This is a genomic window from Undibacterium sp. Tian12W (assembly GCF_049339405.1).
Classification (GTDB): domain Bacteria; phylum Pseudomonadota; class Gammaproteobacteria; order Burkholderiales; family Burkholderiaceae_D; genus Undibacterium.
The window spans coordinates 82,972-95,629 of record NZ_JBMPPK010000019.1 but is presented as its reverse complement, the minus strand read 5'-3'; the positions used below and the strand labels follow the sequence as shown (position 1 = coordinate 95,629).

The 12,658-nt window shown below is 49.2% G+C and carries 12 protein-coding genes; all 12 read left to right on the top strand.

From position 1 onward, the window contains the following. Positions 1 to 65 precede the first annotated feature (65 nt). Positions 66 to 1,400 (top strand): 23S rRNA (uracil(1939)-C(5))-methyltransferase RlmD, encoded by a 1,335-nt coding sequence (rlmD, locus tag ACO0LI_RS22700; RefSeq protein WP_423035429.1) that lies wholly within the window; start codon positions 66 to 68, stop codon positions 1,398 to 1,400. A 236-nt stretch (positions 1,401 to 1,636) separates the two neighbouring features. Further along, positions 1,637 to 2,062, top strand: coding sequence for a nucleoside-diphosphate kinase (gene ndk, locus ACO0LI_RS22695; protein ID WP_110253161.1), 426 nt, complete (start codon positions 1,637 to 1,639; stop codon positions 2,060 to 2,062). A gap of 86 nt (positions 2,063 to 2,148) precedes the next feature. Then, positions 2,149 to 3,309, top strand: a complete 1,161-nt coding sequence (rlmN, locus tag ACO0LI_RS22690; protein ID WP_422638619.1) for a 23S rRNA (adenine(2503)-C(2))-methyltransferase RlmN — start codon at positions 2,149 to 2,151, stop codon at positions 3,307 to 3,309. After that, complete coding sequence (gene pilW, locus ACO0LI_RS22685) at positions 3,306 to 4,112, top strand: type IV pilus biogenesis/stability protein PilW (protein WP_422951319.1); 807 nt, start codon at positions 3,306 to 3,308, stop codon at positions 4,110 to 4,112. The genes rlmN and pilW overlap by 4 nt, the downstream gene beginning before the upstream one ends. After that, positions 4,105 to 5,178, top strand: a complete 1,074-nt coding sequence (locus ACO0LI_RS22680) for a helix-turn-helix domain-containing protein (protein ID WP_422951320.1) — start codon at positions 4,105 to 4,107, stop codon at positions 5,176 to 5,178. The genes pilW and ACO0LI_RS22680 overlap by 8 nt, the downstream gene beginning before the upstream one ends. Positions 5,179 to 5,180: 2 nt before the next feature. Further along, the gene (ispG, locus tag ACO0LI_RS22675; protein ID WP_423035427.1) at positions 5,181 to 6,458 is read left to right on the top strand and encodes a flavodoxin-dependent (E)-4-hydroxy-3-methylbut-2-enyl-diphosphate synthase; all 1,278 of its coding nucleotides are present in this window, start codon (positions 5,181 to 5,183) and stop codon (positions 6,456 to 6,458) included. 14 nt (positions 6,459 to 6,472) lie between these two features. Next, positions 6,473 to 7,831 carry a histidine--tRNA ligase gene (hisS, locus tag ACO0LI_RS22670; protein WP_423035425.1) on the top strand — a complete coding sequence of 453 codons (1,359 nt, stop codon included), beginning with the start codon at positions 6,473 to 6,475 and terminating at the stop codon, positions 7,829 to 7,831. A gap of 51 nt (positions 7,832 to 7,882) precedes the next feature. Continuing rightward, positions 7,883 to 8,539, top strand: a complete 657-nt coding sequence (locus tag ACO0LI_RS22665; RefSeq protein ID WP_422951323.1) for a YfgM family protein — start codon at positions 7,883 to 7,885, stop codon at positions 8,537 to 8,539. Positions 8,540 to 8,551: 12 nt separating this feature from the next. Further along, positions 8,552 to 9,712 carry an outer membrane protein assembly factor BamB gene (gene bamB / locus ACO0LI_RS22660; protein WP_423035423.1) on the top strand — a complete coding sequence of 387 codons (1,161 nt, stop codon included), beginning with the start codon at positions 8,552 to 8,554 and terminating at the stop codon, positions 9,710 to 9,712. A gap of 5 nt (positions 9,713 to 9,717) precedes the next feature. Beyond that, entirely contained in the window at positions 9,718 to 11,061 is a 1,344-nt protein-coding gene (gene der / locus ACO0LI_RS22655) for a ribosome biogenesis GTPase Der (protein WP_422951325.1), read from the top strand. Positions 11,062 to 11,260: 199 nt separating this feature from the next. Beyond that, the gene (gene hfq / locus ACO0LI_RS22650) at positions 11,261 to 11,497 is read left to right on the top strand and encodes an RNA chaperone Hfq (RefSeq protein ID WP_162041076.1); all 237 of its coding nucleotides are present in this window, start codon (positions 11,261 to 11,263) and stop codon (positions 11,495 to 11,497) included. Positions 11,498 to 11,527: 30 nt separating this feature from the next. Continuing rightward, positions 11,528 to 12,655: a GTPase HflX gene (hflX, locus tag ACO0LI_RS22645; RefSeq protein ID WP_423035507.1), complete on the top strand. Its 1,128-nt coding sequence runs from the start codon at positions 11,528 to 11,530 to the stop codon at positions 12,653 to 12,655. Positions 12,656 to 12,658: the final 3 nt, after the last annotated feature.

Genomic DNA, 12,658 nt, shown 5'->3' with positions numbered 1-12,658 from the left:
CTTATAATTCCATCTTTTAAATCTCACTTCCCATCGGCGTGATGTGTTTTACGCCATCAATTTCCATGAATACAATAGAAATTCGCTCTTTAGATATGGACGCGCGTGGCGTCGGTAATTTGCAAAACGAAGATGGCAGCGCTGGCAAAGTGGTTTTTGTCGATGGTGCATTGCCGGGTGAGTTGGTCGAATTTAGCACTTACAAGAAAAAAGCCAGCTGGGAAGCTGCCACCATGATGAGTGTGGTGCGTGAGTCTTCACAAAGGGTGGAGCCCAAATGTGAATTTTTTGGTACTTGCGGCGGTTGCTCCATGCAGCATCTGGATGCCAATGCCCAGGTGGCCATGAAGCAGCGCGTGCTGGAAGATAATCTGTGGCATATCAGCAAGGTTAAATCCGACATCATGTTGCGTCCTATCATCGGCCCTACTTGGGGTTATCGCTACCGCGCCCGTCTGTCAGTGCGTCATGTGATAAAAAAGGGTACGGTATTGGTTGGTTTTCATGAAAAAAAATCACGCTATGTCGCCAATATGGAGACCTGTGAGATATTGCCCGCACATGTCTCGGCCATGCTCATGCCTTTGCGTGGCTTGGTAGCTTCACTCTCCATTGTTGAGGCTTTGCCGCAAATCGAGTTGGCGATAGGTGAGGGTGTTACGGCCATGGTGTTGCGCATCATGGCGCCTTTGACCAAGGATGATGAATTCAAACTGAAAGCATTTGCGGATCAGTATCAGGTGCAATGGTGGTTGCAAACCAAGGGTCCCGATACTGCAGAACCTTATTATCCGGCGACCAGTGATTTGCATTATTTGTTGCCAGAGTTTGGTGTCAAAATGCCTTTCAAGCCTACCGACTTTACCCAGGTGAATCATCATATCAACCGTGTTCTGGTGGCACGTGCTTTGCGCATGCTGGATGTGCAAAAAGATGAGCGCATAGCCGATCTGTTTTGTGGGCTGGGTAATTTTACTTTGCCTATCGCTACTCTTGCGAGGGAGGTGGTTGGTATAGAGGGTAGTGATACCCTGACTGAGCGCGCTTTGGAAAATGCCAGACACAATGGCCTGGCTGATAAAACATCCTTCAGCACCCGTAACCTCTTCGAAGTGACGGCGCAGGACTTCGTCAAGTTGGGTAAATTTGACCGCTTTTTGATTGATCCGCCACGTGATGGTGCCATGGCCGTCTGCCAGGCTTTGATTGATCTGGGTGAAATTGCTCCGGAATTAAAACCCAAGCGCCTGGTATATGTCTCATGCAGTCCATCAACGCTGGCCAGGGATGCTGGCATGCTGGTCAATCAGGCCGGTTATCGCCTTAGCAGTGCGGGCGTAGTCAATATGTTTCCGCACACTTCCCACGTGGAATCCATGGCAGTTTTTGATCTGATCTAGATTTTTGCGGCCGCAAATCCACCAATGCAACTGGCAGTCATTGCTGGCAATGGATAGTAGGTTTGCTTTGATGCAATGAAATCCCTGTTTTAGATAATAAAAATCCAATTGATCCAGTCTGCGACCAATTGTATTTCTTGAAAGACATATCTGGGATGGTGGTTTCATGGTAAAATCTAAGGTTAGATGAATTCTTGAAATTTTTCTTAACCCTTTCTTTTTATTGGAGTTTTTAGATGGCTATCGAACGTACATTGTCTATTATTAAGCCTGATGCTGTTGCAAAAAACGTCATCGGTCAAATTTACAGCCGCTTTGAAGGCGCTGGCTTGAAGGTAGTTGCTGCCCGTATGGCGCAATTGTCCCGTGCTGAAGCTGAAGGTTTCTACGCTGTTCACAGCGCACGTCCTTTCTTCAAGGATCTGGTTGATTTCATGATCTCCGGCCCAGTAATGATCCAGGTTCTGGAAGGCGAAGGCGCAATTTTGAAAAACCGTGACCTGATGGGTGCGACAGATCCTAAGAAAGCAGACGCTGGCACAATCCGCGCTGATTTCGCTGACTCTATCGATGCTAATGCTGTTCATGGTTCTGATGCTCCAGAAACAGCTGCTGTGGAAATCGCTTACTACTTCCCAGCGTTGAACGTTTATTCCCGTTAATTCAGACTTTGTCTGCATGTAACAGAATAAAGAATTAAGATATACGCCTCATACGGTCTGGTGCTGTATGAGGCGTGAAAGAGAAGATCATGACGGTACTCACAAATTTATTGGATCTGGATCCAGCGCAGCTCGTCGCATATTGCGGTGACTTGGGTGAGAAGCCGTTTCGTGCCAAGCAATTGCAACGCTGGATACACCAGTTTGGTGCCAGTTCGTTTGATGAAATGACAGACCTCGCGAAATCCCTGCGCGAGAAGCTCGCTACGCGGGCGATGATTGCCGCTCCCGCCGTAATCAGTGACCATACTTCCACAGATGGCACCAGAAAATGGCTGGTCGATGTCGGCCAGGGTAATGCGGTAGAGACTGTATTTATCCCTGAAGAAAACCGTGGCACCCTGTGTATTTCTACCCAGGCAGGCTGCGCAGTGAATTGCCGTTTTTGTTCCACTGGCAAACAGGGGTTTAACCGCAACCTGAGCGTAGGCGAAATCATAGGCCAGCTCTGGATGGCAGAATTTGAATTGCGCAAGACCAAAGGTATTGCTCCCGGCCCCAAGGGTGAACGTCAGATCACCAATGTGGTCATGATGGGTATGGGCGAGCCTTTGCTGAATTTTGAACCAACTGTGACTGCCTTGCGTCTCATGCTCGACGATAATGCCTATGGTTTGTCGCGTCGCCGTGTGACGCTATCTACCAGTGGTGTGGTTCCCATGATAGACAAGCTGTCGCAAGAATGCCCGGTGGCGTTGGCGGTGTCGCTTCATGCGTCGAATGATACTTTGCGTGACAGCCTGATACCACTGAATAAAAAGCACCCATTGAAAGAGTTGATGGCGGCTTGCAAGCGTTACCTTGAATTTGCGCCGCGCGACTTTGTCACGTTTGAATATTGCATGCTGGATGGCGTCAATGACACTGATGCGCATGCGCGGGAATTGATAGAACTGGTACGTGACGTACCGTGCAAGTTTAATCTGATTCCTTTTAATCCTTTCCCGGAATCTGGTTTGAAGCGCTCGGCCAATCCGCGCATTAAAGCATTTGCGCAGATTTTGCTGGATGCAGGCCTGGTGACAACCACACGTAAAACTCGTGGCGATGATATCGATGCGGCTTGCGGTCAATTGGCTGGTGAAGTGCAGGACAGAACCCGCGTGCAGGAGCGCATGCAAAAAATGGCGGAATATCAAAAGAAGTTTGGCGAAAATTTTGGCAAGATCGTGGAGATCACTCAGTGAAAATTTCTCAAGTGCGTCAATGTTTTTTGAGCGGGGCGCTGGTAGTGCTGGCACTGTCCTTGTCGGCATGTGCGTCCAAGAGTCTTGAGGGTGACAGGCCAGATCAGAACATGTCTGCTGAAAAGCAGGATGCGCGAAAACGTGCTTCCATACGCATGGAGTTGGCGGTTGGTTATTATCAGCAGGGGCAGCAGAAAGTTGCTCTCGAAGAGATTCGCCAGGCTTTACTGATTGCCCCTGATCTGGTTGATGCTTTTAGCCTGCGTGCACTTATATTCATGGATATGGGTGAGAAGCAGTTGGCGGAAGATAATTTTCAGCATGCACTGAAGCTCGCGCCAGGCAATAGTGATATTGGTAATAATTATGGCTGGTTCTTGTGCATGAATGGTCGCGAAAAACAGGGTTTGGTGTATCTTGAGAATGCGGTAAAGGATCCCACCTATAATGCGCCGGCCAAGGCGTTGAATAATGCTGGATTGTGCAGTTTGCGTATCAAGGATACGCTTGCTGCAGAGCGTTATTTCATGCAGGGTCTGCGTGAAGATGCGGGTAATCCGCAAATCAATGCGAATCTGGCTGATGTGCTTTACAAGCGCGGCGAATACAAGCAGGCGAAGTTCTATATTGGTCGTGTACTTAAGTTGGACGTGTTGGCAGCGAATGTATTCTGGCTTGCTATCAAAATCGAAAGAAAACTGGGTGACGAGGCTGCGGTAAATAGTCTGGCGACGCAATTGCGTCGCCGTCATCCAAATTCAAATGAATTTTCTCTGTATCAACGTGGAGTGTTTGATGAGTGATGCGGGCGCGAATCTACCTGTAGAACCTTTGGCTTCTGAGATATCTGAGACTAAAGCGGTTTTGTCTGTTGTGCAGACTGCCGGTTCTCAATTGTCTGCTGCGCGCGTTCAACTTGGTTTGAGTGTGCAAGAGGTGGCGGATCAACTCAAATTGTCCCAGCGTCAGATACTTGCGCTGGAGAGTAATCAATTTGATGACTTGCCCAAGATGGTGATCGTGCGCGGTTTTGTGCGTTCTTATGCAAAGCTTCTCAAGCTTGATCCGGCGCCAGTGATCGACTGCCTGCCTGCAGAAAAGGGCTTGTCTGGACTGGATGCAGATTTGCGTCCTACCCTTGCAACACCTTTCATGGAGTCGCGTACGCCTTTCCTTGGACGTCAGGACAGCAATAATAATCGCAAGTACGTGATAGGTGCGATAGTGCTGGCCGCATGTGCGCTGATCTTTGTCGCGGTGCAAAAGCTGGAGCAAAACGATTACATCAAGAGCCTGATCTCAGGGCAGTCCACAAAAAAAACGACTGAAGCAGAGGTTGAAAAACCGGTTGAAAATCCAGAGGCTGCATCTGTCAAGCCAGAAGCTGACAAGCCTGCGGCATCGACTATCCCTACGGTGCTTGGTACGCTCAATGACGCAAAATCAGAAACCCAGGATGTTGCGCCACCTAAAGTGAATCAGGATGTGCAAACTCCTGTGTCAGCGCCAGCAGTGACGCAGCAAAGTACAATTCCGGTTCCTGCTCCGGGTCCTACTCCTGCTGCTGCGGTAGTCCCTGCTCCAGTGTCAACACCCGCTGCGCTTGCCGCGCCAGCTGTTGCGGAACCAGGAAATAATCAGCTGAAATTGAAATTCAAGCAGGATTCCTGGATACAGGTCAAACGTGAAAACGGTAGCGTTGTAACTTCTCATTTGGCAAAAGCTGGCACTGAAGAAGTGTTTGACATGAAAGAAGCCTTGCAGTTAAGAATAGGCAATGCTGCCGGTGTAGAAGGTTGGTTGCGCGGTAAGTCTATGGAAATTGCACCGGGCAAGGACAGTAATGTCATTAATTTGAGCGTGAAGTAAAGATGACAGATTTTTTATCAGAAATCGGTTCTGGTCCCAAGCTTAGACGTGCATCCCGTTCTGCCAAAGTTGTCTATGGCACTCGCGAAGTTCTGGTGGGTGGCGGTGCGCCTGTTGTAGTGCAGTCCATGACGAATACCGATACGGCAGATGCAATCGGCACGGCAATTCAAATCAAGGAATTGGCCAGAGCAGGTTCTGAGCTGGTGCGTATCACAGTCAATAATGCGGAAGCGGCGGCGGCAGTGCCGGCCATACGCGAGCAGCTGGACAGAATGGGCATAGATGTGCCGTTGGTAGGTGATTTTCACTACAATGGCCACACGCTGCTGAATGACTTTCCTGATTGCGCCAAAGCTTTGTCCAAGTACAGGATTAATCCTGGCAATGTAGGTAAGGGTGCCAAACGCGATACCCAGTTTGCCCAGATGATAGAGATGGCATGTCGCTACGATAAGCCAGTGCGCATCGGTGTTAACTGGGGCAGTCTCGATCAGGCTTTGCTGGCGCGCATCATGGACGATAATGCCAAACGCCTTGTGCCATGGAGCGTGCAGGCAGTCATGTATCAGGCACTGATCACGTCTGCGATTGAGAGTGCGCAAAAAGCTGAAGAATTGGGTTTGGCGGGTGACAAGATTATCCTGTCTTGCAAGGTCTCAGGTGTACAGGACTTGATCGCGGTTTACCGTGAGCTGGCAGCGCGTTGCGATTATCCCTTGCATCTTGGTCTGACCGAGGCAGGCATGGGTAGTAAAGGCATCGTGGCTTCGACTGCAGCATTGTCGGTATTGATGCAGGAAGGCATAGGCGACACCATACGCATATCCCTGACGCCAGAACCCGGCGGTGATCGCTGCAAAGAGGTCATCGTTGGTCAAGAGATTTTGCAAACCATGGGCTTGCGAAAATTCACACCCATGGTCATTGCCTGCCCCGGCTGTGGCAGGACTACCTCGACTGTGTTCCAGGAACTGGCTGATGATATCCAGAGTTTCCTGCGCAATCAAATGCCAGTCTGGAAGAGCCAGTACCCAGGCGTAGAGAATATGAATGTCGCCGTCATGGGCTGTATTGTTAATGGCCCAGGTGAATCCAAGCATGCCAACATCGGTATCAGTTTGCCAGGTACGGGCGAATCACCGGCTGCACCAGTTTTTATTGACGGTGCCAAGGCGCTCACCTTGCGCGGCGACCGTATCGCAGAAGAATTCCAGGAAATTGTGCTGGACTATGTCAAGAGTCACTATGCCCCGGTGCATGGCGTAACAAATAATTAAATCAGGTAGCAAGCATGTCGGAAATAAAAAAAGCAGAAAAAATCGCTGGTGTGAAAGGGATGAATGACCTTTTGCCGGATGACGCCCCGTTGTGGGAGTTGTTTGAAAATACTGTGCAATCTGTATTGAAGAGTTATGGCTTCCAGCAAGTCCGTACACCTATCGTTGAACCTACCAATCTGTTCGCGCGTGGTTTGGGCGAAGTGACTGATGTCGTCGAAAAGGAAATGTATTCCTTTGAAGACTCCATGAATGGCGACAAGCTGACTTTGCGCCCGGAAGGTACGGCCGGTGTCGTACGTTCTGCGATTGAACATAATCTCATTTACGATGGTCCAAGGCGCTTGTGGTATACCGGCCCGATGTTCCGTCATGAAAAACCGCAGCGTGGACGTTATCGTCAATTCCATCAGGTGGGTGCTGAGGCGCTGGGCTTCACTGGCCCGGATATTGATGCCGAGCTGATCATGATGTGTCAGCGTTTCTGGGACGATCTGGGCTTGCAGAATGTGCGTCTGGAATTGAATTCCATTGGCGATGCAGAAGAGCGCAACCAACACAAGGCCGCGTTGATCGCTTATTTTGAACAGCATCAGGACATTCTTGATGCTGAAGCAAAAAGGCGTTTGCTGACGAATCCCTTGCGTATTCTTGACACCAAGAATCCTGCGATGCAAGAGATGGTTAATGCGGCACCTAAATTGCTCGACTATCTGGGTGCAGAGTCACTGGCCCACTTTGAAGGCGTGCAAAAGATTTTGCGTCACAACAGCATTATATTTACCATCAATCCCCGTCTGGTGCGTGGTCTTGATTACTATAACCGCACTGTCTTTGAATGGGTTACTGATGACCTGGGTTCTCAGGGGACAGTTTGTGCTGGTGGCCGTTATGATGCCTTGTTTGGTATTTTTGGTGGCAAGCCAACACCAGCCTGCGGTTTTGCCATGGGTATAGAGCGCTTGCTGGAATTGATGAAAGCCAATGGCGACGTACATCAACCTGCAATGTGCGATGCTTATCTGGTACATCAGGGGGCAGAAGCGCAAATGCAGGCAATGGTATTAAGTGAGCGTTTGCGTGATGCAGGCCTGGATGTTGTGTTACATTGCGCAACTGCCAATGGCGTTGGCAGTTTCAAATCCCAGATGAAAAAGGCTGACGGCAGCGGTGCGGCTTATGCTGTCATCATCGGTGAAGATGAGGCAAATAATAATACAGTGAGTATCAAGGAATTGCGCTCGGCTGACGCTGAAAATAATCAGGTTAACGTGCCTTTCGATACTGCGGTGGATTATCTGGTTGATCAAATCGCCGGTAGTGCAGACGCAGATTGCTGTGATGACCCAAATCATCACCATGTACACCATTAATCCATATTAAAAATATTAATAACATTAATAAAATAGATAGATAAAGACACTATGGCATACGATTTAGAAGAACAAGAGCAGTTAGATAACCTCAAGGCAGCCTGGAAAAAATACGGCAATATGGCAACCTGGGGATTGATCGTTGCCCTGGCCGCTTATGCTGGCTGGACTGCATGGTCATCGCGTCAAAACACCCAAACATTGCAAGCTTCACAGTTGTATGAAGAAATGCAGAAATTGGTTGTCGCCAAAGACAATGCGAAGGTGCAGGCGGTCACGGAAGATTTGAAAGCCAAATTTGCCTCTACTTCATATGCACCCATGGCTGCGCTGGTGGCCGCAAAGAGTGCATTTGATGCAAATGATCTGAAAGCAGCCAAGAGCCAGTTGCAATGGGTGGCAGATACTTCCAAGGCAGAAGAATACAAGGCACTGGCAAGAATACGCCTGGCTGGTATAGCGCTGGATGAAAAAGCCTATGACGAAGCCTTGAAGCAATTGTCAGGTACTTTCCCCACACAGTTCGATGCTGATGTGCTGGATGCCAAAGGCGATGTCTATGTAGCGCAAAACAAGATAGAAGATGCACGCACCGCGTATAAATCAGCGCTGGAAAAAATGGCAGATAAAAGTCCAGGTCGTCAGGCTTTGCAAATGAAGCTGGATGTCATTGGTGGTGTGGCAGATACTAAAGTTGTCAGTAAATAAGGGGGATCATACATGCAATTTTCTGCCAAACTGCTCGTTGCGTCATCTGTACTCATGGCAATGACGGGCTGTTCCACGCTGTCTTCGCTGAATCCGTTTTCATCTAAATCTGACGCAAAAAATCAGCCAGCAGTTTTGACTGAGATCAAGTCCAGCATGGCGATTAAACCCAGCTGGACAGTGGCAATTGGTACTGCGGGTAACTATGTCTTCAGTCCTGCTGCCTATGCACAAAATGTTTATGTAGCTGCGGCTGATGGCACGCTGGCACGTATAGAAGTGGCGACAGGCCGCACGGTATGGCGTATCAATGCCGGTACCCGTTTGACGGCAGGTGTGGGTGTTGATGGTACAACTATTGCTGTTGCGGGTGAAAAAGGCCAGGTATTGGCATTTGACCTAGACGGCAAGCTGCGCTGGAAAACCCAGGGTACAAATGAGATTTTATCTGCTCCGGCAGTTGGCCAGGGTCTGGTTGTGGTCCGTAGTATTGACAACAAGGTCAGTGCTTATGACCTGACTAATGGGGAACGTAAATGGTCCATAGAGCGCCCATTGCCTCCTTTGACTTTGCGCCTTGCACCTGGCATCGTGATACAGGGGCAGCAGGCCATTGTCGCCATGCCTGGTGGCCGTATGTCTTCACTGGCGCTGAATAATGGCGGTTTGCGCTGGGAGGCAACGGTCGGTGAACCTAAAGGTGCTACCGAACTCGAACGCGTCGCAGACGTTTCAGGTGCGCCAGTCATCTTTGGCGGTGATATTTGCGCCAGTTCTTATCAGGGCAGGGTAGCTTGTTTTGATGTGGCTACTGGTGCTTTACGCTGGGCCAAGCCTTTGTCCAGCGATGCTGGCGTCAGTGTTGATGAACGCTTTGTGTTCGCATCTGATGTCGCTGGCGCTGTGAATGCCTTTGCCCGCAATGGTGGTGCAAGTGCCTGGCGTAATGACAAGCTCAGCTACCGTCGTCTGTCAGCACCAATTTCATATGACCGTGCAGTTGCGGTCGGTGATTTCGCAGGTTATGTCCACTTCCTGTCAAGGGAAGATGGTTCTTTCATCGGACGTGTTACTACCGATGGTAGTCAGATTTTAGCAGCGCCTTTGGTGGTCGATGCTAAACTGATCGTTCAAACAAAATCAGGATCAGTGGTTGCTCTTGCAACCGAGTAATAATAATGAAGCCGGTTATCGCACTTATAGGCCGACCTAACGTCGGCAAATCCACGCTGTTCAATCGGCTCACCCGTTCACGCGACGCTTTGGTCGCAGATTTACCTGGCTTGACCAGGGACAGGCATTACGGCGAAGGCCGTGTTGGTGAACGCCCCTTTCTGGTCATTGATACAGGTGGTTTTGAGCCTGTCGCCAAAGAGGGCATCATGCATGAAATGGCCAAGCAGACAAAGCAGGCTGTGGCTGAAGCAGATGTCGTTGTATTTATCGTCGATGGCCGCCAGGGTTTGACACCACATGACAAGACCATCACAGATTTCCTGCGCAAATCAGGCCGTTCTGTGATGCTGGTCGTAAATAAGGCTGAAGGTATGAAATACTCTTCAGTCACTGCAGATTTTTACGAGCTGGGCATGGGCGATCCCTACGTGATCTCTGCTGCTCACGGTGATGGTGTGGCAGACCTGGTCGAAGAAATGGTTGATATCGCCTTCGCCCAGCGTCCTGAAGAAGTCGAAGAGCCTGAATCTAAGGTGCGCGGCATCAAAATCGCTATCGTTGGCCGTCCCAATGTTGGTAAATCGACGCTGGTGAATACTCTGCTGGGTGAAGAAAGGGTGATTGCCTTTGACATGCCCGGCACCACCCGTGATTCCATAGAAATACCATTCGAGCGTGATGGCGTTCACTATTCGTTGATTGATACTGCAGGTATCCGTCGCCGCGGCAAAGTGTTTGAAGCTATAGAAAAATTTTCTGTCGTTAAAACTTTGCAATCGGTGTCTGAAGCCAACGTAGTCTTGTTGTTACTGGATGCGCAACAGGATATTTCAGAGCAGGATGCCCATATCGCCGGTTTCATTCTGGAGTCTGGCCGCGCCCTGGTCGTGGGAGTTAATAAATGGGATGGTTTGCAAAGCGACAGGCGTGATGAAATCAAACTGGATATTGAGCGCAAACTGAATTTCCTGACGTTTGCCAAATTCCACTTTATTTCAGCGCTGAAATCGACTGGTATAGCTCCTCTTATGAAATCCATCGACTCCGCATATGCTGCAGCGATGGTCAACTTGTCCACGCCTAAACTGACGCGTGCCCTGATTGAAGCAGTAGAGCATCAACAGCCCAAACGCAAAGGGTCCATACGTCCCAAGTTGCGATATGCCCATCAGGGTGGACAAAATCCGCCTATTATTGTTATTCATGGTAATGCACTGGAAGCGGTTGGTGATGTGTATAAACGCTACCTTGAAAAGCATTTCCGTGAGACTTTCTCGCTGACCGGTACTCCTTTGAGAATAGAAATGCGTTCTGGCAAGAATCCATTTGACAAGTCATCGAAGTAAGCTCGTTCAGGTAAGCCTGCAGGCAAGTATCAAAATGTAAGAAAATGCTTGGTTGCTCTCCTTTTGCAGTGAAATTTAAGCAAGAGATATGCAATTAAGATGAAAATAGATTACATTACTTTGTAATCAACTTCTGGGAATACTTGTATTCTGATAAGTAGTCCCCAACTCCTAATCACAACAACACAATGGAGCTGTTATGAGCAATAAAGGGCAATTATTACAAGACCCATTTCTGAACGCTTTGCGTAAAGAACATATTCCTGTATCAATTTATCTGGTCAATGGCATCAAATTGCAGGGCCATATCGAATCTTTCGACCAGTATGTGGTTTTGCTGCGCAATACTGTGACGCAAATGGTTTACAAGCATGCTATTTCTACCGTAGTGCCAGCACGCGCAGTCAGCATCAACACTGAGCCAGAGGCAGAGTAATTTTTGAGTAATGAAATAAAAAAGCCGTCCATGCGCGCCGCTTTGGTCGGCGTCGATTTTGGTAAGGACGACTTTGCCGCCAGCCTGGAAGAGCTCTCTCTGCTTTCGCAATCTGCGGGAGCAGAGCCGGTTACAACCATCACTTGCAAACGATCAAGCCCTGACGCTGCTTTTTTTGTCGGTAGCGGCAAGGCTGATGAGATTGCACATGCTGTTGCCGATGCGGCGTTAGACATAGTCATTTTTAATCATGCACTCTCTCCGGCGCAACAGAGAAATCTGGAGCGCCACCTGAAGGTCAGGGTGGTTGACCGCACCAGTCTGATATTGGACATTTTTGCTCAGCGTGCCCAAAGTCATGAAGGTAAAGTCCAGGTGGAGTTGGCTCAGTTGCAACATCTGGCCACGCGCTTGATACGTGGTTGGACGCATCTGGAAAGACAAAAAGGTGGTATAGGTTTGCGTGGGCCAGGTGAGACGCAGCTTGAGACTGATCGCCGCTTGCTGGGTGAGCGTGTCAAAATGCTCAAGCAGAAGCTCGATAAGTTACATAAGCAAAGGGAAACCCAGAGACGTTCACGTGGCCGTAGCAATACCTTGTCGGTTTCTTTGGTCGGTTATACCAATGCGGGCAAGTCCAGCCTGTTTAACACCATGACCAAGGCAGGTGCTTATGCCGCCAATCAATTATTTGCGACGCTGGATACGACTTCCCGCCGCTTGTACCTTGGTGATGCGGGTAATATTGTTATTTCTGATACCGTTGGTTTCATACGTGAATTGCCGCATCAACTCGTTGCAGCGTTCAGGGCAACATTGGAAGAAACCATACATGCAGATTTACTATTGCATGTCGTGGATGCAAGTAGCCCGGTAAGGTTTGATCAGATTCAGCAGGTCAACCAGGTACTCGAGGAAATTGGTGCAGATCATATACCGCAGATACTGGTGTGGAATAAGATAGATCTTGCAGGCCTTGAGCCTTCGGTCGAGGTGGATGAGTGTGATAAAATCCAGAGGGTTTTTTTGAGTGCCCGCACCGGAGCAGGTATAGGTTTGTTGCGCGAAGCTATCGCCGAATTCGCATTGGCAAAAACGTCTGGTATTGCACAAGTGACAACGCCAGAGGCAGTTGATGCCCGCTTTGATTTTCAGTAGTCC